Source organism: Galbibacter sp., assembly GCF_048266365.1.
Classification (GTDB): Bacteria; Bacteroidota; Bacteroidia; order Flavobacteriales; family Flavobacteriaceae; genus Galbibacter.
Genome location: NZ_JBLWZP010000019.1, coordinates 1 through 24,979, shown reverse-complemented (window position 1 = coordinate 24,979; position 24,979 = coordinate 1). Strand labels below are relative to the sequence as shown.

Genomic DNA, 24,979 nt, shown 5'->3' with positions numbered 1-24,979 from the left:
TCCAAAAAGATTTTTCTCTCCGATTCCACAATCCTCATAAGGAGAACCAAACTGAAAGCCTTATTCAATCTTTCCCAGCAAACTGATGTAGATCTGATAAGAGAAGTCAAAAGGCACCGCTATATTTAAATAGTATGGCACTTTTCCATCTTAATACTAGATATGCTTTATAACCTAAGCACGATGTATTGATTTACAGGCATTATGCTTTTATTTCCAATCCATTTCATAGCCCAATTTACTTTATTGACTGTTAATTTTAACTAACTAAAACCAATATCTAAAACAATGGAAAGGCGAGGTAAAAAATCATATTTAAAAAAAACGTTCATAGGTGTGGGCAGCTACCTGTTTATATTCCTATTTCTATACGCCGCAGTTAGCAAGCTCCTTGACTTTGAAACCTTTACCGTGCAATTGGCTCAGTCGCCACTCCTCAGCGCATACGCTGGTATCATCGCTTGGTTAGTGCCAGGAATAGAGATTCTTATTGCCTGTTTATTAGTAATAGAGCGCTTTAGAACCCTTGCCCTCTACTCCAGTTTTACGTTGATGGTCATGTTTACGGCCTATATCTATATCATCCTTAATTTCTCCGACTTTATCCCCTGCTCTTGCGGTGGGGTTTTGGAAAAACTGAGCTGGACACAGCATCTTTTTTTCAACATTTTTTTCATAATTCTGGCGGGGGTGGCGGTCTTTTTAGCGGACAGGTATAGCGCAAAAAAGACCCTGCTTTTGCTTGCTACCCTTGCGATTTTGGGTATTGGTAACGTTACGTTGTTGTTTGCCTTTTCGGAAAAGAAGATGCATCGTAATAATGCGTTTCAGAGGCGGTATCTACATAATCCAATTAAAAATAGCGACACCTTGGAACTCCATTATAATTCATATTATTTCGCGGGGGAAGCGGGAAATGATTTGTTCTTGGGAAACCTTACCGCACCAAAACATTTATTACAGGTATCAAAAAATCTAAAAGACACTACCTCTATAAATATACATTTACCAAAGAGTGACATTCCGTACAAATATCCACGAGTGCGGATTATAGATAGTATTTTCTTTTTGTTTGATGGCACCGTTCCCGTTATTCATACCGGAAACATGCAAGATTGGGTGGTTAGGAACACATTTAAACCGGAGGCATATTTCACTTTTGCTGAACCCACTTCCAGTAATGCGCTTACCATCAGAACGGTGAGCAATAAAACGGGAAATGCTATTTTAGGTACAATTGCCTTGGATTCCGTGCCAAAAGTGCAATTAAAGCCTGATATCCTAACAGGTGATTTGGATGGGTATTTCGACAGGGACGGACAGCTTTTTTTCAATAAACAGCTTCAAAAAATGCTTTACGTGTATTACTACAAAAATGAATATTTAGTAATGGCACCTGACCTCAAAGAAATCCAGGTTCAAAAGACAATCGACACAATTGAAACACCCCAAATTGATGTTAAAGAATTAAAAAGAACGCAAGAAATAAAATTAGGAGGTAAATCGGTACGGGTAAATGGTCTTTCGACGAGCTATGGCAATTATTTATTTGTACACTCCAATCGTTTGGGGCGGTACGAATCTGATGAAATTTTGGGCTATGCGGCAATAATTGACATTTACTCAATTCCTGAAAAGGCATACGAATTCAGTTTCTATTTGTATCACGATCCTAAAGAAAAAATGCATTCGTTTTGGGTTATTGGCAGAAAAATATATGCCCTGATCGGAACAAAATTATATACATATGATATCAAAAAAAGTAATCTGGATTTTCCAGAAGACAACAATCCATTGCAATGGCAGGGATAGGCCGAAAACCTGATTAAAAGAGTAGGCATTAATTATTAATTTAAATTTTAAAATATGAAAAATTTAAGAAAAAAATGGCTTTTGCCCTTAGCGGTATTTGCCATTGCCATTGCTGGCGCATTTGCCAGTAATGTAGAGAAACCAAAAGATGCAGTTTGGGTAGCTGGATTTATTGATAATCCCTTACCTTGTAAGGTACAGGTAGATTGTTCCTTGACGAACGGTCCAGCCTGTACTAGTGGTGGTCTTACTGCCAAAAGGATGAATGCTGGAAACACGCGATGTGATTTACCTGCATTTCAATATATCCCTTAATGGGGTTAGCTGTAAAAGAAAAGGCTGGAAATCCAGCCTTTTTTTATTTTTTTTTCATCCATCCCTTTTTGGCACCCCCCCTTAAATAATGGCCATACCAATCCATAAGTCTGTGGTTATAGTCCTTTTGAACGAAGGGATCAAAAAATTCATGTCCCTCGTTTTCGTAAATCAACATAATATGCTCCTTACCGAGTAAGCGAAGGGCATTAAACATCTCTACGGACTGTTCCCAATTTACATTTGTATCCTTATTTCCTGTGATAGTAAGTAATGGAGTATTTATATCTTCAACAAAATTAATAGGTGAATTCTTTTCATAAATTTCAGGTATTTCAAAGAATGTATTCCCAAAAAACATTATATCATTTATAAACCTATGCGATTGGGGAACTTGCCACAACCAAGCCATGGAGAAATAAAAACTGATAAGGTCATGGGTGCCAGCACCTGAAACTGCGGTAGCAAACAAATCTGTTTCACTTATAATATAGGAAGTTTCATAACCCCCTAAAGAGTGTCCAAAGAGCCCGATATGCTTGCGATCTATCAATCCTTTTTTAAGTACAGCCCCTACCCCTGCAGTTACACACCGAAGAGCCGAAGGTCCCGGTTCATTGATTTCATAAATAATATCAGGACAGAAAACAAAATAACCATTAGTTGTAAAATTTGATATATTTAAATCAAAGCCTGTTAGTAATGTTGGGTTTTGATACCGATTTACTTTACTGCTCAATTTTTGATAAATATTCACTATCATTGGGTACTTTCGAGAATTATCAAAATCACTTGGATAGAAAAGTGCTCCTTTCAACTCCGTACCATCTTCCAACCGATAATTTACCAATTCAGATTGGCCCCATTTGAAATTATTATGCTGCGGGTTGCTTTGGAAGATTTCCGTAATTTTCTTGGTTTTCGAACTATATTTTTTTAAAACAGGAGGTTGATTATAATCCTCTTCGGTGTAAATAAAATTTTCACCCTTTTTAGCTCCTTTTAGATTGCTTAAATATCCCTTACTCTCCATTAATATTGAAAGCTTATTTTTCTTTAGAAGTGCAAAGCCTGTGCTATGGTCAGTGGCTTTATGTACGGTGAGCGATATACCTTTTAACAAATCAAAGCTATTGGTAATATAGGGTACTAAGCGTGGGTTCAACCTTTCCGTTTCGATTATTCGATACGTTTTGTTTTCTTTACGACCATTAGTCAATTTTTGGGATTTCGTTCCATCAGGAGCTAGTAGCCAAATATCATTTTTATCATATAATAATATCCCCGTTTCATCCTTGTTCCAGCCAGGGGAACCATAAGTAGTTTTAATTCCTGATCGCTCCTTTTCTTCATTAACAGCATAAAAATTTAATTCAGAGGTAATATTTGAATGGTGGTGGGTAACAGCATCAAATATCCACCAATCTCCATCCTTAAAATAACTAAGGTACCTGCCTGAAGGGGAAACCTTTATTGGCATTTTATATTTACGATTAAGGACGAAATAGGATTTTCCCGTATCGGTATCATATACATAAACAGGTGTTGCAATTCCATCATCGGCTCCCGGCGCCCGATCGTCGAACTGTCCGTAGGTGTAAATATATTTATCCTTGTTACCCCACACTGCATTTGGACTTTTCTTTGTGCCAAGTGGAAGCAGCGTATTATTTTGAAGTTTCCACACTGCCAACATTTTAGGGCTCTTATAATAATCACCATACGCCATTCTACTTGGGTATATAAGCCTATCCTTTGTATTCCAAACTTGTACAATAGTATCTTCAATTTTTTGATTGGATTTTTCCTCTTTATGCTGAAAATGAAAAAATAATTTTTCACCATTGTCAGAAAAATGAAGCGTGGTGCCGACCGTATTTATAATTTGAAAGTCCTTACCGTTTATTTTATTATGGTTATTGTAGGTATGTAGTTGTGGTTTATTTAATACATCCTCAATCCAATTTACTGTATTATTTTGAGGCCCAATAGCTTCAAGAAAAGAAAGGTTATTGGCTATGCCCCACACAAATTTTGTGATGGGAAATTCACTCCTCTTTAAATGTTTGGTTTGGTATGTTCCGCTGTCGAGACCTATTACTCCCAAAATATAATGGGAATCTTTTTTTTGAACAAAGGCGAGCAAATCTCCTGCCTTGTTAAACTCATATTCCTCAACATTTTCAATTAAAATGGAGGTTTTGCCATCAAATTCTCCCACCTCCAGTATTTGACTTATTTCCCCTTTAGTATTTACTTCTCTTTTTTGTAAAGCCCAATAGATTTGGTTGCCAGAGATTGTGTAATCCACAACCGCTGGGAAATGCTCCCGTTTACAGTCATTTAACCCCAGTTTGGTAAGGCCATTTTTATCCAAATACACAAAGTATTTCTCCCCGCCCAAAAAGGTTTCCTTAAATGCGTTGGGAATATATTTCTTGGTGAGATTTACCGTATTTTGAAGCACTAAGGTATCCGTGGTGTCATAGCTAAGATGAAACGCAGCCCAGTTACCCCCATCAGACAAATGAAAATTCATCATTGTATGCCAGAGGACATAATCGCTGGGCGTTACATCCCTTTTCATGTCGGCCTGCCCCCAGAGAGGACAAGCCGCATAAAAACAAATGAAAAAAACTACCCAATGATTGCTAATCCAAGATAATTTAAAAGCATTTTTTTCCATCCCTAGTAACCGGGGTTTTGGGGTAGAAGGTTCGGGTTGACCAAAAGTTCCTTTTCCGGCAAAGGCAAAAGTTGATCGGTTGTATCCCAACCTTCTTTAATGGGATCCAGTACGACGTCCAATTTATTAGAGCGTTTCAGATCAAAAAAACGATGGCCGTGTTCGGTAAACAGTTCTACCCTACGCTCCTGTAATATTGCAGTCAGCAATTCATTTTCGGAGGTAGCGGTAGTATTCGCTAATCCAGCCCGGTTTCGTATCCTGTTAATATCAGCCCGGGCACCGGCAATATCTCCCATTTTTGCACGTGCTTCTGCCCTAATTAAATATTGTTCTGCCATTCTCAGTACTTTGGAATACTCTGCATTTCCCGATTCCCCCGGCAGCAGTTTATATTTTGCGGAGTAATAATAGGTCTCCACCCCATCGGAAACCATACCAGTCCAAAATACCTTTCTTAAATCCCCATCCTCAAATGCATTGATAAAATTGGATGACAATGCCCGGACAGGGGGCGGTACAGTCTGGAAAATAAATGTTTGTGCCTCCAGGGTGTTGCTTTCATCAAACTCTGGCATAAACTGCCAAATGGTTCCCGAACTTTCTTTCAAAAATACGTTTTGTGGGTCTGCTTCCCATGCTGTATTATTAATTACCTCTTCGGAAAGCATCGCTGCCATTTCCCAGTTTTCCATATACAGATATACTCTTGCCAAGAGCGCTTTTGCCGAACGCTTATCGGGCCTTACATGCTCACCACTAACATCTTCTTCGGGCAATTGGTTTATCGCACCTTCCAGATCGGTTACTATACTTGCATAAACCTCTTCCAATGGTTGTCTAGATGCAACTTGGTTTTCCAAGTAATTCGTGGTTTTTATATAAGGCACTTCCCCAAAAAGATTTACCAGATGAAAATGAATCAATGCGCGGATAAACTTTGCCTCTCCTGTAAACTGCGCTGTTTCCTCCGGAGTAAAATAGGAAGAATTCGCCACGCCCTCAATAATTGCATTGGAGGCATATATTTGATTATAGGAAGCATTCCAAAGTTCAGCAACAGTTTCATCTGATGCCAATAAATTATTGCGATAAAAACTTGCTTCCCGTATGGTGCTATTCCCATAATAGTCCATTTCGTCTGTGTAAAGCCCCATTAAATTACTGAGGCCCTGTGAGGTGCCGGTGAGCAGGAAGGAATTTCTCAATTGTACGTAAATACCAACCATAGCGGCCTCAACTGTTTTAGGATCATTAAAAAGGTTTTCCCCGCTCAAGAGATGGTTTGGTGTATCAACTTCCACAAAATCCTCACATGATAGAAAACTGAAGAATAGGAGGAGTACAACTGGGAAGATATATTTAGTCTGTCTGTTTTGTATGTGTGTATTCATAACTTAAAATTTTTAATTAAAATTGAATTTCAACCCCGGCACTTATTTGCCTAAGTGATGGTAATTGTTGGGCACTGGTTTCAGGATCCATTCCTTCAAAATCTGTTATGGCAAGTAGATTTTGACCTTGGGCGAATACCCGACACGCGAGACCAAGCTCGGACTTTAACGGTAGTTTAAAGGAGAGTGCTATATTTTTTAAACGAACATAGGAGGCATCGCTAACGGTGGCATTACTTCCCAATAAACGGCCATAGGCTCTATAAGCCTCACTGTTAAAACCGGCACTATATTGCTGAGTGTTGGGTGTATTACCTGGCCCCTGCCAATGGTCTAGGACTTCTATGGGTTGGTTTACCATATCGCCAGCTAAGGCGGAGGTATATAAATAATTATAACCTGTTTGCTTTACGAACTGAAACAATACATCGACCGTAAAGTTTTTGTACCGTAGACTATTGCCCAACCCACCAAAATAATCAACTCCTAGTCGGGTTACTTTTTTCTTGTCATCTGGACTGCTTATTTCCCCATTGTTATTGTAATCCTGAAAGGTATACAAACCTGTTTGTGGGTCTACCCCTAAATAATTATACTGCAGTACAATGTCCAATGGTTCACCCACAACAAACTGATTGGCATAAGTAGAGCCCTCAAGGTTTGGAAAGGAAATTAGCTCGTTTCGCGGACGGCTAAAATTAAGGGTAGTGTTCCAATGAATGTTATCGTTTTTAATATTGATGGTATTCAATTCCAATTCCAGACCCGTGTTTTGAACGGTGGCGTCCAAATTTCCCTGTAAGGTAGGGAAGCCCGTTGTGGCTGGCAGTGGTATTCCTACCAATTGATTGGAGGAACGATTTCTATAGTAAGCTGCATTTATCAATAACCGGTTTTCCAAAAAACCAAGTTCAAGTGCTGCTTCCAGTTTGCGATTTGTTTCCCAGCCATAGGAAGGATTGAAGAGACGAGTGGGTTGGAGTGTGGGAATACCTTGATAGGAAAGGCCGTTTCCTTGATAGGTGTCTAGATAGCCGTAATTTCCTATTTGGTCATTACCGCTGCTCCCATAGCTGCCCCTCAATTTTCCGAAACTAAGAAAGGGCAATGCTTTTGCGATTCCTTTTTCCTCGGAAAAGATCCACGCTACGCCTAATGCTCCAAAATTCGCAAACCTTTTTCCAGGTCCAAACCTGCTTGACCCATCTCTTCTTCCCGTAAGGTTTAGTAGATATTTTTTATCCCAATTAAGATTTACCCTACCATACACTGCATTGTATCGATATTCTTCTTTACTGCTTGCCAAAATATCAACGTAGGCAGCAGAACCAATATCATAAATGAGGTTGTTGCTTGTAAAGTCATAGGCATATTGATATAATGTCTTTATTGTTTCACTTTGAAATGTTGTCCCTATCAAGGTGCTGATACCTGCTTTCCCAATGTCACGTTTGAATTCCAATTGGGGTTCTACAATCCACGACTTTCGTTCGCTATTATTTACACTTATTGACGAAAAACTGCTGTCGAGCCCATACGCTGGATCATAGATGGTATTGGGGGAAGTGCTGTTCTCTTCAAGCGCAATATTGCTATAACCCAAATTCGATTTGAGGGTCAAATTTTTAATGAGCTTATAACTTATGGAACCACTTCCAAGAAGTGTGTTTGTCTGCGAATGGTATTTTCCTTCTAGAGCGGCCAAGGGGTTTTGAAAGGTGCTGTTTTCCCAGTTTAAGGCACCTGTTTCATCATACAGCGCTGGCGCATTGGGTGGAAGGCTGAGGGCGGCATAGACCATTGAGGTTGTGGACATGTTATTGTCATCTACCACATAATTTGCCGCAAACCGAACGGCAACCCGGTCATCCTTGCTGGTATGGTTAATATTTGCCAATACCGAGCTTTTATTATACTTAAAATCGCCAGGAAAGACGGTTGTTTCCTTTCGATGATTGCCGGAAATTAAAAATGAATTATAGGCATCGCCCCCTTGTACTGAAGCGTTTACAGTGGAATAATTTGCTGTACCCCCCAGAAGCACTTGTTGCCAATCGGTATATCTTTGTTGGTCCCATACACCATTGATATCATAGGCATAGGCCGGATATTCGGTAATCCCATCATTGGCGAAAGCTTCCCTGCGCATGGAGAGATATTGCTCGGTATTGAGAAGGTCCATCCGGCGGGATATTACACCCACTCCGGTAGTGGAGCTTACATTAAACCTAGTCTTCCCTTCTTTGCCTTTTTTTGTAGTTATAAGCACCACCCCATTGGCTCCACGCGACCCGTAAATTGCGGTTGCGTCTGCGTCCTTTAGTACCTCTATACTCTCAATGTCATTCGGATTGATGCCGTTTAATGGGCTTTGGGCATCGCCCAATACAGTAGAGACTTCAAAATTCCCCAACGACTGCGAAGGATACGGCACCCCATCCACAATATAAAGGGGTTCACTCCCATCTGCTCGAATGCTATTACGGCCTCGGATACGCACAGAAAACCCACCTCCCGGTACCCCTGTGTTCTGCATAATATTCACCCCCGCCATCCTCCCCTGCATAGCGGCAAGGGGATTGGAAACGGGTTGGTTTTCTATTTCCTTTGCCGTTATTCTAGCAATGCTACTTGTTTTCTCCTTATCGGAGACTTTATAGTATCCTGCATTTATCACAACTTGATCCAAAGCCGTGGCATCCAGTTGCATCAGTAAATTTATAGTACTGTTATTGCCCACTGCAATTTCGTGGGATTTATAGCCAAGATACATAAAAACAAGTGTGTCCTGAGCGGTTGCGCTTAGGGCATACCTTCCTTCTATATCGCTAATGCTCCCACGGGCAGTGTTTTTTACCAATATGTTGACTCCACTAAGTGGGCCAGTGGCATCGGTAACTGTTCCACTAATGGTTTTTAGTGGAAGGTTCTGTGAAAAAAGTGGGGAGTTGTAAGTGATGAAGAGGGCAAAAATACCTGCAAGTGCAAGCCTATGCCTGTAATTATTTTTCATAATTTTGCATTGGTTAAAGTGTTATACATTATTTTAACTACTGGCCTGCTCCAACGGTCTGCAAAAACTAGGAGCGGGTCATTTTTTTTTGTAGTGAGACGAATGTCAGGTTGAGCGCGGGCCTGCCCTGAGCGCAGTTCCAATGTCAGGTTGAGCGCAGTCGAAACCTCCTTAGGAGTTAAAACCACTCACAAACTCACAAACTCTTAGACTCACAAATCCACAAATTCACAAATCCACAAATTCACAGACTCACGAATTCACAAACTCACGAATTCACCATTCAATAATAACAATTCACGAAATAACGCTTTAAAAGAAAGTTGAGGGAAGTAATAACGACCAAGCCAAATACAAAAAGGCGCGGAACTCAACTTACTGCATTAGAGGTACTGGTTACCTTGGAACAATAAGAGAGCCCACGCCCGGGTCGTGAGCAATCTGCTTATCATCTCGTTCCTTTGAAAATTACCAGTTTTCTAATGAGAGACTCAAAGCGAGTGCTTCTAATTTTTGCTTTAGAAGAATCGCAAATTTAATTTTTCTGAGGCTAATATAAAAAACAATTAATTGTAAACCAAGTGGATTACAAAAAATATTGAGTTAAGTTGAAAATTGCAGTATGGCAACAGCAGGAAAAGAAGAAAAAATACTTAACGAAAAAATCGCGATAAGAATTAAACAACTTAGAATAGGAATAGAGCCTATCCAATCAAAATTTGCAAAAGAACATCTTATAGATAGACAAATGTTAAGCAGGTGGGAAAGTACCAATGATAATAGAGGAATTACAATTCATACCATCCTTAAATTTTGCAAAATGATAAATATCAGCTTAAAAGAATTTTTCGATGATGAGCTTTTTCGATAAAAAATACACTTCATTTTTTATTTAAATCCGTAAGTATCCAATATCTATCTAAAAGCTTTCCTGTTTTAAAGACTTACTATTAATTATTCGATAAAAGGAAATAAACTACAATCTAAATACTACGTCTTCTGGAATCATTTTTTTTACATCTATAGTGGGTAAGAGATATTCATTATACAAGGTGCCTTCTGTCTTCGAATGCAAAATTCCTCTAGCCGAACCAACTGTTAAAACCGCAAAGTGTATGGCGAGGCCGCTAGAAATAAGATAGGTATTATCTTCTTGCTTTATCTTATTCTCAAAATCATTCTTTTCTATTTCAAATATAGTTTGAACCTCAAGAATAAGAAATGGTTGATCTTTCTTCTTTTCAAATGAAAATTTTGCCTTGCAAGTAACGGTATGATCGTTAACATCCAATCCGAAACCTATACTAGTTATAAGATTGGCCACTCCTGTTTTTTTGTGGGAGGCATCAATGGTTGCAAAAGAGATAGTACGCAACCCAGTTAATGCAAAGCCTAATTGATTATAAGTCATTATGTCTTAAATTTTATCTGCGGTATATTTATAATCATTCATCGAGGCCACGGTGGTAATAAGAATGGGATTTTTTTCAACCCTTGCAGGGAAGCTTGCGTCCTCGTCAACAACTTTCTGCTTATGTCTATGCACAATTTGCATTGTATCCAATGTTTGAAATTTTAAAGAGACGGCGGAAATTATCTTCGGAGAAGAAATGGTAACCTCCAGTGCAGCAGCTATTTTATCTAAGGTATCAAAAGTAAGATTCGCATTTGCCTGTAATATTTTATGAACCTGTTGCGGCGTTACATCCATCTTTTCCGCCAGATCCTTTTGTTTAATATTATTGGCTTCCATATAATCCAATAATTCAAGCGCAAAGGCTTGTGAACGGGAAATATGGCTTCTGTTTTTTCGATCTTGTTTAGCCCGTTCCTTCCAACGCGTAGCCGTTTTGGTAATTTTTGTATTTAAGTTCTTAGTCATATTAGAAATCTGTACAGTCTGTGATGTTTTCTTTTTTTAGCCAGTCCTTTAGATAATTCATTTTATCCAATTCTAATTGAAGCGCTTTACTTTCTTGCATTTTACTCACCAGTTTAATACCAGCTCCTGTTATTACAACGCAATTATTCCCAACGCGTACACCATACAAACGCAATAAAGAACCATAATCGTAAGTATACATTTTACGCCTTCCTGGATCATCTAAGCGTTCATAATTTGAAAGCTCAACAAATTCATCAAATAAAAGTTCAAAACAATTACCATTTTGCGATTGCTCGGTTAATTCATCCAATTTATCAAATAGGTCTCCCACTTCTTCTAAAACCTGATGTGCTAAAAATGTTAGGGAATCATTTTTATAAGCACCCTGCTTCCAACCAGATTTTGTCGATTTAATGAAATTACGGACATAAAGGGGATTTTGAAGTTGATCCTGTATTTTATCAAGTTCTGTTTCATAGTCCTTAGATGTTTTATAGAAACTACAATTTACATAGCGTGCTAGATATACGCCCTGGTATTGTTCGTCAAATGTACGATATATTTCCATAAAATCAACCTATAGGTTTATTTTTGATGCAAATTTAACATATTAACCATTTTGATTACTTGATTATTTCTAAGAGTTATTCACATTGATTTGTTAAATACCTTACGAAAAATCTCATTCGATATTAAAATTACACCATCCTATTCTTCTTATAATTCTCAGCCTGCTCAAATATATCCTGATAAACCTCATCCCGTTCTACAGGCGGATAGCCATGTTCATCCAGCAATAATATCAGCCCCACTTTTAGTGACGCCTTTATATCGGCACGCTTGTTCCAATCTGGAAACCTTGCCTGTTCATCAACCAAATTCTTAACTTCCTTGGCAAGTATTATCAACTTTTCTTCGGGATATTTGAAATCATATTTCACACAAAGCTCTTTTAAGATATCGTAAAATGCTTTTTCCTCAAACCCTATCCCTAAATCGTCTCCAGCGGAAAACTCCTTGTGTACCTCCCAGATTAAATTTGTAAGCTGTTCCGCCATCTCTTCATAAACCTCACTTCGCAATACATCATCTTCCCGCCTTTCATTATAGCGACTTACAAGGGATTCCATTTTTTTGGAAAAATCAATTCCCTTTACCTTGTTTACTTTCTTCATTTCGCCAATTACTTTGGCCAAAAGTTGTTGCAAGAGTTTAATCTTGGTGTTAGGAAGTTTTATTTTATCAATCTTAGCCAAGTAATCCTCGTCAAATATGTCTTGTTCAGATTGTGATTCGTCCCCCATTTTAAATATCTCTTGCACTCCATCGCTATCCAAAGCATCTTTTATCATTTCCCTGACCTTGGCGTTCATTTGTGCCGTGTCGGGGGCAGTGCCTTTGGTCAATTTAAATACAATGGATCGTATAGCTAGATAGTAGTGCGTATAATCCCGCTCTATTTGTGTGAGCTCCTCACTTCCTGCACAAATATCATAAGCAGCTTTTAACCGCTTCACAATATCCATAAATCGAGTTTCCAGCTCCTTTGTAGCTTGTACAAATTCAGCTCCTTTATTCAAGGTATTGAGTTGTTGTAAAGGTGTTCCTCCAAAATATAGTGTGCTGTCAAATTTATGGAACATTCTAGCCAATAAATCCAAATGATTCCTTACTACAACCAAAGAAGCTGCTATATCCTCAAAATTTTTATCATCTTCTTTATTGTACTTTGCTAGTGCTAAATTCATCTGCTTTTTTATCCCTATATAATCCACTACCAAACCTTTGTTTTTCCCTTTGTATTTTCGGTTTACGCGTGAAATAGTCTGTATTAGGTTATGCTGTTGTATGGGTTTATCGATGTAAATGGAATCCAAGAAAGGCACATCAAATCCGGTAAGCCACATATCTACTACAATGGCAATCTTAAAATTGGATTTTGCATTTTTAAACTGCCTATCCAATTCCTTTCTGTAATCTTTAGTACCCAATAAATCATACATTTCTTTCGGGTCGTCCTTGCCACGGGTCATAATCATTTTTATACGCTCCATGGGTTTTATTTCCTTTTGCTCCTTTTCTGTAAGTTCAGTACCATCCTCGGCTACTTTTACTTCTGCCCATTCTGGTCTAAGGGAAATTACATTTTTATAAAACTCAAAGGCAATCTCTCTACTGCTACACACAAACATCGCCTTTCCTTTAACAGTTGCTCCTTCGTTGATTCTCTTTTCATAATGGTCCACAAAATCCTTGGCAATAGCCAACAACCTATCTGGATCGCCCAAAATAGCGTTCATATTCGCAGATTGTTTCTTGCTCTCTTCTACCTGATATTCATTAGCACCTGCCTCCGCCGCTTCCTCGTAATATTGTTCAATTTTTTCAAGTTCTTTATTGTGCAATGCAACCTTCGCCGCCCTACCTTCATAAACAATCCGCACGGTGATTTCATCTTTCACGGATTCCGTCATCGTATAGGCATCCACTACCTTTCCAAATACATCAAGTGTTGCATCGATTGGCGTTCCTGTGAAACCTACATAAGTAGCATTGGGCAAAGAATCGTGTAGATATTTGGCGAAGCCAAAAGTCTTTTGCACTCCTTTTTCGGTAACACGTATCTTTTGGTCTAAGTTTATTTGGCTTCTGTGTGCCTCGTCTGAAATGCAGATTACATTATTTCGTTCCGTAAGCAATTCTGTGTCTTCTGTAAACTTGTGAATGGTGGTCAAAAACACACCTCCGCTTTGCCTCCCTTGCAATAGCTCTCGTAGTTCAGCCCTGCTCTCCACACTTATTACAGTGTTGTCTCCAATATATCTTTTTGCTTCGGTAAACTGTTCAGATAATTGCGTGTCTAAATCTGTTCTATCTGTAATTAAAACAATGGTCGGACTTTCAAAATAAATGCTCTTCATCAACAGCCTTGTTAAAAATAGCATAGTAAAACTCTTGCCACAACCCGTAGCGCCAAAATAGGTACCGCCCTTTCCATCCCCATCTGGCTTTTGTGCTTTTTGAATACTTTCATACAGTGCTCGCGCCGCATAATATTGTGGATAGCGACATACTATTTTTTCGTCTTTTTTGGAACTGTCTGGAAGATAAATAAAGTTGCGGATTATATCCCGTAGTCTGTTTGGGTGTAACATCCCCTGTATCATCGTAAACATACTGTCAATACCATCAACATCCTTTGTCAATCCAGAAACACGCCGCCAAGCGTAATAAAACTCATAAGGCGCAAAGAACGAACCTGCCTTGGTGTTTACGCCATCGCTTATAACGCAAAAGGCATTGTATTTAAAAAGTTCAGGGATGTCCCGTCTATACCGCGTAGTCAATTGCACATAAGCGTCGTGGATGGTGCAATTTTCCTTTATAGCGGTCTTAAACTCAAAGACCACCACGGGCAAACCGTTTATATAAAGTATGCCATCTGGGATTCTTTTTTCAGTGCCCGTTATTTCCAACTGGTTTACAAAACGGTATATGTTATGGGTTTCTGGGTAGTCGTTTCTTTCAGGTTCTGCCGCAATAACATCCAGATCCTCGGCAATTTTATGTTCGGTCAAACCGCTATAATCTATAAGTTCTATATAGATGTCCTTTTGGTTTCTATCTTCCCGTTTTAAAATAAACCCATCCGAGAGCCAACGCATGATGGTTTTGTTGCTTTCGTAAAGGTCTGAAGCGGGTAATGTTTTTAACTGTAATAGTATGGTATTGATTTCACCATCGGTTATTCCCTCTTTACTATAGCGAGTTTTTAAATACGAATGCAAATCTGCTTCTATAAGCACCTCATCCACCGAGCGGGAAATGGTATTGCCGAAAGTATGTGGATATCCCTCTATCTCCAACAATTCAATAAACGTTTCCTCTAATTTGGCTTCTGTGAATTTCATTTATTTTTTTAGTTTATCCTTAAAGCGATTCGTAATATTGTTTAATTCTTTTTGCCATTAACTTTCTACGTGCCATCAAAAACGAATTATAATCCAAATGAGTATAGTTGAAAACTTCAGTTGGCATATCATTATTCAATAAATTAGAATAAAGATCCTGTTCCTTATCAATTGTCGAAATATCAAGTACCCCTTGATTAACCTGATCTTTAACTTTTGCTAAATAAATATTAGGAGCCATTTTCCCAACCTTAATATTTGTAGCCTGTTCAGTATATACAAAATTTGCCACCTGATTATATTGTTTGGGCGTAAACCCATTTTCAGCAAGATAGTTTTTAGGGAAAATGTGATGCACGTCACCTCTTTGCTCTATCAAACTACTAATCTTCATGCTCTTGGAAAGAAATGCCACTGCATTTGAATTGCACTGTGAAGCCAAATAGATATTATAGGCATTATTGTTTACACTTGATGTTTCAAGATCAGATATTATTCCAAAATCCCAATAACCTTCTCCCAAATGGGTTTTTTCCATCTGGTCCAGATACGCGGCAATCCCCTTTTCATTAATTTGTTTAATATCTTCATCTATCATAGATTCAGAAGAACCGGAATAGCGGCCTATCAATAAAGACATCACCAACCACCTTTTTACAAAATGCTGGGTTTCAGTTTCCGCCATCCCTTCATTTCTTAGTTTTAGATAAAGCGTATAGGAAAAATTAAGGCTGTTCTTGGAAGAAATTAATTTGTTACTGATAAGCCCAGTCGATTTTACCAACATCAAGAAACGTTGGTAATTCGTTTGGTTTACAAAATTTACCAATCCATCAGATAATTTTAAATAACTCTGCTCCGCTATTTCATCTTCATAGGTTCTGGTTTCAAAATTCCTTCCCGAAAGCAAGGCAACCAAATCACTGAACTTACCCCTACTAAATTTATAAGTAAAGGAAACCCTTAGCATGTCTATATAATCCGGCACAAATAAATCATCCTGCCCATTTGTCATCCATTGTGATGCCTTATAATATTCGTGGGCGGCGAAAGCCTTATCATTATCCAGGATATGTTTATTAAAATCTTTATCCACTATTAGCCTACAGAAATAATCTATCAGTTTTCGCATTCTATTACCCCCATGCTCTTCATCACTGGCTATCTTAGACATCACAAAATCTGCATTGCTCAATACCACCCCTTTTTGATTTATGCGAATAAATATTTCAGTAACAGTATCAATATTCAAGGAATGGTCCAATTCAATAATCCCAACCTGTTTGTTTTTTATGCGTTTTAGATTTTCTATGCGTTCTATTATCAAATCTTCATCTACTTCAGGGTTTACATTTAAATAAGCAGAAATAGCTTTGGTTATAGAAATCTCATCATTGATTATTGGGTTGATATTGTTTATCCATTCTGGGCTTTTTTCCAATGCTTTGTTTAGCACCTCAAATTTTTCATTGAGCGGATTAAACGCAATACGAATATTTATTTCTTTATAGTTTTTGTTAAGTACCCGGCGCCCCACAATAGCCGCAGTAAGTGCGGTTATACGTTGCTGACCATCTATCAGCACTTTCTTTCCGGCCGATAATTCGCCATTCTTTAGTTTTACATCTGGGTTGCGCCAAGTAATTATATAGCCCACAGGATAGCCTTGGTATAATGAGTCTATCAAGTCCCGCACCTTGGCGGACTTCCAAACAAATGGGCGCTGTATTTCCGGTATGGCAATATCGCCACTCTTTATCCAGCTTAATAAAGTTTCTACGGGTTGTTGGTGTACGGAGTATTTGGGCATTATTTTTTTTGGTTAGTTGAGATTGGTAGTTTAGTATTTAAGATTATTTATTCGTAATTAAAAAAACTTTTAATTTTTCATAAACAGAAAGCAAATGATCTTCTTTTAATTTTTTCAATATAAAATTTGATAAATCAGCAATCTCTTTTTCGTCCAAATTATAATATTTTACAGCAAAGTGCGTCCAGTCATAATTGGTGGTTTTCATATGGTCAGACAAAACTTTTTTTTCTTCTGGGCTAAATAGAATTCCATCGTACCGATTTCTATCTTGCAAGGCATTCCCTTGAAGCTCAACGGCAATATGCATCCCTCGCTCAGGTGTAAGAAGACCGTCAAAAACTACTGCAATAACCAAATTTCTATTTTGTGGGCACACATAATATCTAACCCGTTTTTCAAGTTCGCTATTTTTTCTAGGAGTAAGAAGGTTTAGACCATCTAAGGTGTTTCCTGCTTTTTCAACCTCGCTCATTATATGTCTTCGCACGGCAAACTTAAATTCTGCCAATTGGTTTATTTCCGATTGGTGATCAAAATAAAACTTCAAGTCTTTTTCTTCCATATAACTTTTACTTAGGTTGATAATATTTTGGTACAAATCTTTTAAAAAAACGAAATATTTATCTTGAGCCTCTAATAAATAAGGCCCACTATTTTCCATTACTTTTTTTAAAAAATCTAAATGGGTAATATTTATAAAGCCAGGATGCCTAATGTCAGAAACACGACTTAAGGAAAGTATAATGCCTATTTTATGGGCATCTGGTAATTTTACAGTCTTCCAATAATCATATAAGTCATTATTTAAGGTATGATATACCTTGTTTTCAATAAGTATTGCCTGGGTATCATTGCTCAGCAATAAGTCAATTCTCCCACCATTTAAGGTTGTACACTCTGTCTCACAACTGTAATCACAAAACCCATTAAAGGTAACCGCCTGCTTTTCAAATTTAGAATCTTTTACTAGAGCAAGAAGGCTTTTAATAAAAAGGTCTTTTAAATTATGCTTTTCTTCTATATCAAAATAAAAAGCATAGATATTGGAAAGCACATTTTCATAATGTGGCTGCTTCGCTATACCTAAAAAGGTTTTGGGCTTCTTCTTAATTCTTGGGATTTTCGCAGTTTCAAGAAACTTTTGAAGTTCAAATGTATCCATTAATTTATCCGTTTTATTTTTTCAGTTTCAGGAACTTCCTTATTTAGTGTTTTAAGTATCCCTTTTGAGAGCGTGTAATATGTTTCTTTATAGGGTTTCAGTCCTCTTTTAATTAAATAATGTTCCACAATAAAACTTCCGGGTCCATTAAACAATTCTTCCAACTCTCCATTTTCCAATATGTTTACACTTAAAAAATAATCTGGTAATCTATCATCACCGTGTGGGAAATAACTATAATTTTTAAAGGTAGCTTTTATCTGTACCTTTCTGCCCGTCGCAATTTCTTCACCATCATGGATAGCCGTGTTTTCAGTATATAGTTTTAACCCATATTTTTCAGCTGCCAGTATTTCCCCTATATCGCCCACCAGTTTTCCATCCAATGAGAAGTTTTTGCCGTATTTTGCTTTAAGACTTTTGGTGATTTTTAGTAATTGTTTTATTTCTTCCATTTTAATTAAATTGCTTATAATTCATTTATACCTTTCTAAGTTCTATAAAATGTATCTGTAATAGTATTATTCTAAAAATTAAAAATATGTTCTTTATTGCAAATCTTTAAAATGTTAATCTTGGAGCCTTGTCGCTGTTGCAATCCTTTTTTCGTCATAAATATCTGCATAATAGTATCGCTGATCCATTGCATAAAGAAGATTTTTCAAATCCGCATCATTCTTTATTTCCAACTTATCATCTGTAATATCTATTCCTGCTGTATCTTTCGCATACTTTATTAGCAGATTTTTTTTATTTTGTGGCAAAGCATCATATTTCTCTTTTACATCTGCAATCCTCTTTCTATTAAGAGTTCCTACTTTTTTGTGATCAAAATCTTTTAATAAGATAAAGGGAATTGCTAAAAATTGGGTTACTTCCTCTGCCGTTGCCTCGCGGTGTAATTCAGAAATGCCTCTGAAAATAGGTTTCAATTTTCCAAGATCTCTAAATATAAGTTTATCTTCTTTCTGAAAATAAACGGCGTCAGATTCATCTCTTATCTCTATTTGTTTTTTCTGTTCAGTTATCTTCGGTTGTCCTGAATAATCAAGAAATCTTTTTTGATCAATAAATTTTGAGGATGTTATTCGTTGAATATGTATTTGATTGCCTTGATAAATCAACAAAAATTGTATGTTTTTATATTGGTCATTTTTAATTTGGTTCAATGAAGATTGTGAAAAAGATTTTCTTAATTGATGAATAAAAAATTTCATTTCTGAAAAATTTTTTAATACAAACCATTCGTCTTCCTCAACTTTATGATTTGGGTCATAGACTATTTCTTCATCAGAATTTTTAAGAATATTAGCAAGAATGTTTTTTTTCTGAGAAAGAACACTTTTAAACTCGTTTTTGACTTTGACAATTAGATAGTTCATAACTTAAATTTCAATAAATGTATAGTCGTTTATTCTTCTAACCTGGATTTCATTAATTGACTTGGGTGTCTTGATATTTTGTTTGCTAATCAACATTATTTTAATATTATCCTGAATAACCACGTAATAGAATGTATAACCGAAAATCAAGAAAACAGGATTAAAATAGGAGACTCTTGAAACAAATGTAAAGACAATCGTAACGCCGAAAACCACAAAGAATGTAAGTGTATCATCAACGCTTAATGCAACAAAGAAGAAAGCTAAATAATTCGCTAAAAAGTCATTGTTAGAAACCTCAATCGATTGAATTCCTTTAATATTTGATGGAGCTAATTTTTTTGACAGATATAATGAGATGAATGCTAAGATAAAAGGAATTGTCAAATAGCATATACTTAGTAGCCATGGCAAAGCGGGACTAAACCAATCCAAATTCGGAAAAAGCTTGTTCTTTACAAGGTATACTATAACAAAAAATGAAACTGAACTAAGGGTCAAAAAAAGTCTTAATAGGAAGTTCATAAATTATTCTTTTAATTTTTGATTATGCTGCTATTTGTTCCTTCATCATCATTTCATAATGCTCCTTACCAATTGTTTTAAATATGGAGAGAAATACATCGAATAATACTTGAGGCTGCTCATTTATTATTTTTTGATAATAAATTCCATCAAGAGCTGAAACTTTATGGCTTTCATCATTTATGGTAGATATAAATGCACATTTAATGTAGTAGGTTGGTAAATCTTTATCTTCATTTAAAAGAACAGACCAGGCTTCAGTTCCTAAACCAATAAAGTTTACATAACTTTCAATTATTCTCCTCATTGTATTTGAAATGAAGATGTTATTGGTGCTACCATTATGAAGGTTCTCTTTAGTCTCCTTTAAACTTGACCAAAGTAAAGAATAGTCATCTTTGATAATTCTCTCGTGTTGACCACTTATTGATGTATTGTTTGCAGTCTTTTTAAGGTTAAAATGATAATGATGTGTACAAATCAATCTTTTCTCAAAAGACACTTCTTTATAGAAGTAGAAATTGTGAGTTAAGATGAAAACCTGACTAATATTTTGATTTAAAAAGGACTGTTTATCAGGTCTATTACTATTGCCTTTTCTTTGGATTAACTCTCTAATTAAGGTAGTGATAATAAAAAGAGCTTGACTATCTAAGCTAGAAACAGGGTCATCAATGACTATTATTTTCTTTTTATTACCATTGTTTTGTAGGTCATCAGTTCCCAAACACAACCTATAAAAATATAAGAACGAAATAAAATTCTTTTCACCTTCACTAAGAGTTTTGAATATTGGCTCACTATCCTGTGTTTGAGGACGCTTTAAGTAGTATCTGGAAATATTATTTACCTTATCTTTTTCAGCAATTTCAAAACCTGCAAAGCCTGCATTTTTCAGTATATCATTAATATAATCTACTGCTTCTTTTGTATCTGCCGTTTGGTTTCTTAGGGTTTCAATATTTTGCTTTGCTGCTGTAATTTTGCCATCATAGTAAGCTTTCAAATGACCAGCTAACTGTTTAATACTATCATATTTAGCTTCTCTATCTGCAAAACCATCAATTTCGTCTTGACAATTATTGGCTATATACTTCCATATATCACTAAGTAAAGTTTCTTTATTGGCATCTAAATCAGAGAATAGCTGGTTATTATCTTTTATCAGTTTTATAATTTCAGACAAAGCAGCTTTTTTTGCGTGTAAGCTGGTAATTGTTTTCTTCTCGTTCGAGTGTTCTATTTTATAGCTTATTACATCAACATTATCGTCAAATAAAGCTGATAAGGCTATTACAAGGTTAGAAACTTTATTTTGAGGATTGAACTCATTTTGGATTTGAGAAATATTGGAAATAAAAACATTAGCCTTTTCTCTATATGAAGTTTTCAATGTTTCCAGTTCGGCTATTTTTTCTTTATACGTTTCATCAAAAAACTTAGAAAACTGTTCCCTTAATTCTGCATCAATGGTCTCTTGCTGACAGAAGGGACAAGTACTATCTGAAGATTCAATATAATCTAACCCTTGCTCAACCCAATTTCTAGAATTAAGTGTTTGTATTAATCCGGAAATATTAACGTCTTCATTTCCAACTATCACTTCTTGTAAAAGGGTATTAATCTTTTCTTCTAACTTGCGTAATTCCCAATACACCTTAGCATCAATACTTATTTGAATTTCTTTAAGTTCCTTTTCATATAAGCTTTGATAGCGTTCCGTCAGGTCGGTAATCGTAGGAATTGTTCCTAAAGGATTTTGTAATAACCGTTTGACTTCAGTTAAATGGTTAGAACTACTACCAGAGTGAGCTAATCTAACTTTTGTAAAACTGTCAAACGTTTTTCGTTGATTCCAACAGTGATTCACTAAATTGGTTTGCTTTGTACCCTTATCTGTATCAATAGCTTCTATCTTAGCTTTATACTTATTAATCTGCTTGTTAAAATTTTCAATATTATCTTCTTCATCTTTAATTTGTTGGTCTATGATTGCATTCGATTGATTTAAAGAAAACACTCCTTTTAGGTCACTATTAGTCACAAAGTTCTCCTCAATAAAATCTTCGTTAAAGGTTAAAATTTGATGCTGAGTTTCATCATATCCAACGTGAGTACACTGGTTGAAATCCGAATTTTGACTATTTGTATCTAAACTCAGATTATGTAGATATTTACCAATGGTTGATTTTCCTGAACCGTTAAAACCAAAAAAGAAATTGACTCTTTTTAAGTCATTTATAGGAACACCATTAACGGCATCATAAGTGGCAATATTTTTTATGTTTAAAGACGTTATCATATAGCTGCCTCAATTTTAGTTTCCAACTGCTCCACGATACCACGCATTAAAACAGGGCAAAGCGGTTTGATACTGTCTTTTAACTGCTCATTAATACGTTTGCGAGCTTCTAAGGTGTGGTAAATGGTAACAATGGCTTCTTGGATTTTTATGTCTGGAATTGGTAATTGCACTCTGCACATTTCACCCCAATCGAATGTTTCTCTTGCACTTCCCCAAGAATTGAAACGTGCATAACGGTCAAAATTACTTCGTTTGAAAAATAAAAACAGATACTCAGGAAGTAGTACAGATGTATCAATTACTTCAAATACTGTGTATATTCCTGAAACAATACAATCTTCCGCATTATTCATTGCTAAGGCAATTTTATCACCTCTTCGGGATGTATCGGCTACATACACAAACTGACCATTTCGGACAATTTTGTAATTGCTGAAATTTACACCAGTTGTATTCGCTTTTGTTTCTATTAAAACCTTTGAAGTAGATACACCTTGTAAAAAGGTTATCTTCAAATCTGTATTGCGTTCATTTGTTTGCCTAATGTAATTACCTAATGTTTTAAGCTTTTTGGTTTTAATTAAATCTTCAATGTAGGTATCACAAATAAGCTGTAAATCTTCTAAGCTGTTTTCGTAGGTCTTTTGATTGTTAAGCAATCCTTTATAGAGGTTTACATATTTACGTTGCTCATCTATGTGGGGTATAGGGATTTCTATTTCGCAAAGGCGGTCATAATCTAAACTTGCCCTAACACTACTATCGCTAATAAACCATCCGTACCTATCAGACTCGGGTCTTTGAAACCACATCATCATATACTCAGGCAACAATTCATTTTCATCAATTACCTCGATTACAGAATAAGCAGGGGAAATAATTGCAGGCTCATCTGCTGTATAAAGTGCTATTCTTATGGTTTCGTCTCTTCCAACTTGCATAGCTGAATAAGCAAATTGCCCTTTTTGAATAATCTTGTACTTAGACAAATCTGTTCCTGAAACATTTGCAACAGAGGGCATAAAATTTTTCGTAATGTTTATGCCCAATAAATTGGTAACCGCTAAATCTTTATTACGGTTATCAACCAGTTGTATGTATTTACCAATGGGTTTATAACTCATACCCTAAAGTTTTAAATGCGTTTATGAGTTGTTCTTGACTTTGTTTTTCTTCTTGCAATAACTCCTTAAAATCACCTTGAATACGCTTCATTTCGGTATCAAAGTCAATACCGCTATCGCCATCTACAAACTGAATGTATTTGCTTGGCACTAAAGAAAAGTCGTTTTCGGCTATGGTATCAAAATGCACCGATTGGCAATATTCAGGCACATCTTTATAGGTGTTTTTCCAATCTGTTTGCTGCCAATTGTGATAGTTTTCAGCTACTTTTTTTACATCTCCAGGAGTAAGCTCAATGAACTTCTTTTCATATTCGCTTCCCCAACGTCTTAAATCTATAAACAGGATTTCATTTTCTCTGTTGCGGTATTTTCTTTCCTCATCACCTATATTAGTATGATGAGTTAATTTATTTTTATTAAGAATCCACAGTGTTACACTAATGTCAGTTGTATAAAACATATTACGAGGCAATATAACAATGGCTTCTACCAAATTGTTTTCTATCAACTTCCGCCTTATTTTATACTCTTCGCCACCACCGCTTAAAGCACCGTTTGCCAAAATAAACCCAGCTACTCCATTGTCAGAAAGCTTACTTACCATATTCAAGATCCAACCGTAATTGGCATTACTTTTTGGGGGTACTTCATAGCCCATCCATCTGGGGTCGTCCACCAATTCCGTTTCTGCCCGCCAGTCCTTTTGGTTAAAGGGTGGGTTTGCCATGATGTAATCTGCTTTTAAATCTGGGTGTTGGTCTTGTCCAAACGTATCTGCGGCTTTTTCGCCAAGATTGGCAGCTATACCTCGTATGGCAAGGTTCATCTTTGCCAGCTTATAGGTGGTATTGGTATATTCCTGCCCATAAATACTTACTTCCTGTTTATTCCCGTGGTGGCTTTCTATAAACTTTATAGATTGCACAAACATACCACCACTACCACAAGCAGGGTCATAGATAATCCCCTTATAGGGTTCTATCATTTCGGCAATCAGGTTTACAATGCTTTTTGGTGTATAGAATTCTCCTTTTCCCTTACCTTCCGCAAGTGCAAACTTGGAGAGAAAATATTCATAAACCCGACCAACGATGTCCTGTGCCTTATCTGCTTGGGTATCTATTTTGTTAATAGTATCAAGCAAGGATGCCAATTTACTTTTGTCCAATTGCAAACGGCTAAAATAATTGTCGGGCAATGCACCTTTAAGGCTGGGGTTATTTTTTTCTATTTGGTGGAGTGCGGTATCAATTTTTAGGGCAATGTCGTCCTGTTTGGCATTTTTAATTATGTAGCTCCATCGGGAAGTCTCGGCAAGGTAAAACACATTGCTTTGGTTGTAGAATTCTTTCATCTCTACATATTTTTCCTTTCCATCGGCAATAAGCTCGGCACGTCGTGCTTCAAACTTATCACTTGCAAACTTTAGAAAAATAAGCCCCAGCACCACATGCTTATACTCGGCAGATTCTACGGAGCCTCTTAGTTTATTGGCAGATTCCCAAAGGGTTTCTTCTATTGATTTTTGTTTTTTTGGGGTGGTTTTTTTGGCCATTTTCTTGATAATCGTTATGATAATTTTTTTACAAGTTCTAAGATACCGTCATTTTCTAATATAAAATGGATTCCTATAACAATAAGGGAAATCC

Annotated in this window: 17 protein-coding genes; 3 read left to right on the top strand and 14 right to left on the bottom strand. The window is 36.6% G+C overall.

What is annotated here, in order from left to right:
• Positions 1 to 288 precede the first annotated feature (288 nt).
• Positions 289 to 1,812, top strand: coding sequence for a MauE/DoxX family redox-associated membrane protein (locus tag ACN0TV_RS16360; RefSeq protein WP_417364323.1), 1,524 nt, complete (start codon positions 289 to 291; stop codon positions 1,810 to 1,812).
• Positions 1,813 to 1,866: 54 nt separating this feature from the next.
• On the top strand, positions 1,867 to 2,127 hold the full coding sequence (locus tag ACN0TV_RS16355) for a DUF6520 family protein (protein ID WP_417364321.1): 261 nt from the start codon (positions 1,867 to 1,869) through the stop codon (positions 2,125 to 2,127).
• A 43-nt stretch (positions 2,128 to 2,170) separates the two neighbouring features.
• Here the strand turns inward: ACN0TV_RS16355 and ACN0TV_RS16350 are convergent, their stop codons facing one another.
• From ACN0TV_RS16350 to ACN0TV_RS16340, 3 genes are read right to left on the bottom strand one after another with little or no spacing between them, the layout of a single operon-like run.
• Positions 2,171 to 4,813, bottom strand: coding sequence for an alpha/beta hydrolase family protein (locus tag ACN0TV_RS16350; RefSeq protein WP_417364319.1), 2,643 nt, complete (start codon positions 4,811 to 4,813; stop codon positions 2,171 to 2,173).
• A gap of 2 nt (positions 4,814 to 4,815) precedes the next feature.
• Positions 4,816 to 6,207, bottom strand: coding sequence for a RagB/SusD family nutrient uptake outer membrane protein (locus ACN0TV_RS16345; RefSeq protein ID WP_417364317.1), 1,392 nt, complete (start codon positions 6,205 to 6,207; stop codon positions 4,816 to 4,818).
• Between the two features lie 16 nt (positions 6,208 to 6,223).
• The gene (locus ACN0TV_RS16340; protein ID WP_417364315.1) at positions 6,224 to 9,220 is read right to left on the bottom strand and encodes a SusC/RagA family TonB-linked outer membrane protein; all 2,997 of its coding nucleotides are present in this window, start codon (positions 9,218 to 9,220) and stop codon (positions 6,224 to 6,226) included.
• A 622-nt stretch (positions 9,221 to 9,842) separates the two neighbouring features.
• On the opposite strand from ACN0TV_RS16340, the gene ACN0TV_RS16335 reads away from it, so the two are divergent.
• Positions 9,843 to 10,091, top strand: coding sequence for a helix-turn-helix domain-containing protein (locus ACN0TV_RS16335; protein ID WP_417364313.1), 249 nt, complete (start codon positions 9,843 to 9,845; stop codon positions 10,089 to 10,091).
• Positions 10,092 to 10,196: 105 nt separating this feature from the next.
• On the opposite strand, the gene ACN0TV_RS16330 is transcribed toward ACN0TV_RS16335, so the two are convergent.
• The 11 genes from ACN0TV_RS16330 to ACN0TV_RS16280 all read right to left on the bottom strand — a co-directional run bounded on the left by ACN0TV_RS16330 (position 10,197) and on the right by ACN0TV_RS16280 (position 24,885).
• The gene (locus ACN0TV_RS16330; protein WP_417364311.1) at positions 10,197 to 10,631 is read right to left on the bottom strand and encodes a hypothetical protein; all 435 of its coding nucleotides are present in this window, start codon (positions 10,629 to 10,631) and stop codon (positions 10,197 to 10,199) included.
• Positions 10,632 to 10,637: 6 nt separating this feature from the next.
• Positions 10,638 to 11,102, bottom strand: coding sequence for a helix-turn-helix domain-containing protein (locus ACN0TV_RS16325; protein WP_417364309.1), 465 nt, complete (start codon positions 11,100 to 11,102; stop codon positions 10,638 to 10,640).
• A gap of 1 nt (position 11,103) precedes the next feature.
• Positions 11,104 to 11,673 (bottom strand): hypothetical protein, encoded by a 570-nt coding sequence (locus ACN0TV_RS16320; RefSeq protein WP_417364307.1) that lies wholly within the window; start codon positions 11,671 to 11,673, stop codon positions 11,104 to 11,106.
• Between the two features lie 130 nt (positions 11,674 to 11,803).
• Positions 11,804 to 15,016 (bottom strand): type I restriction endonuclease subunit R, encoded by a 3,213-nt coding sequence (locus ACN0TV_RS16315; protein WP_417364305.1) that lies wholly within the window; start codon positions 15,014 to 15,016, stop codon positions 11,804 to 11,806.
• Positions 15,017 to 15,035: 19 nt separating this feature from the next.
• Complete coding sequence (locus tag ACN0TV_RS16310) at positions 15,036 to 16,826, bottom strand: GmrSD restriction endonuclease domain-containing protein (protein ID WP_417364303.1); 1,791 nt, start codon at positions 16,824 to 16,826, stop codon at positions 15,036 to 15,038.
• 43 nt (positions 16,827 to 16,869) lie between these two features.
• Positions 16,870 to 17,883, bottom strand: a complete 1,014-nt coding sequence (locus tag ACN0TV_RS16305) for a PD-(D/E)XK nuclease family protein (protein ID WP_417364301.1) — start codon at positions 17,881 to 17,883, stop codon at positions 16,870 to 16,872.
• Between the two features lie 107 nt (positions 17,884 to 17,990).
• Positions 17,991 to 18,446 carry a DUF6998 domain-containing protein gene (locus ACN0TV_RS16300; protein ID WP_417364299.1) on the bottom strand — a complete coding sequence of 152 codons (456 nt, stop codon included), beginning with the start codon at positions 18,444 to 18,446 and terminating at the stop codon, positions 17,991 to 17,993.
• Positions 18,447 to 18,560: 114 nt separating this feature from the next.
• Positions 18,561 to 19,373 (bottom strand): hypothetical protein, encoded by an 813-nt coding sequence (locus ACN0TV_RS16295; protein WP_417364297.1) that lies wholly within the window; start codon positions 19,371 to 19,373, stop codon positions 18,561 to 18,563.
• Between the two features lie 547 nt (positions 19,374 to 19,920).
• Complete coding sequence (locus tag ACN0TV_RS16290; RefSeq protein ID WP_417364295.1) at positions 19,921 to 22,200, bottom strand: AAA family ATPase; 2,280 nt, start codon at positions 22,198 to 22,200, stop codon at positions 19,921 to 19,923.
• The gene (locus tag ACN0TV_RS16285) at positions 22,197 to 23,327 is read right to left on the bottom strand and encodes a restriction endonuclease subunit S (RefSeq protein ID WP_417364293.1); all 1,131 of its coding nucleotides are present in this window, start codon (positions 23,325 to 23,327) and stop codon (positions 22,197 to 22,199) included. The genes ACN0TV_RS16290 and ACN0TV_RS16285 overlap by 4 nt, the downstream gene beginning before the upstream one ends.
• Entirely contained in the window at positions 23,317 to 24,885 is a 1,569-nt protein-coding gene (locus tag ACN0TV_RS16280) for an N-6 DNA methylase (RefSeq protein ID WP_417364291.1), read from the bottom strand. The genes ACN0TV_RS16285 and ACN0TV_RS16280 overlap by 11 nt, the downstream gene beginning before the upstream one ends.
• Positions 24,886 to 24,979 lie beyond the last annotated feature (94 nt).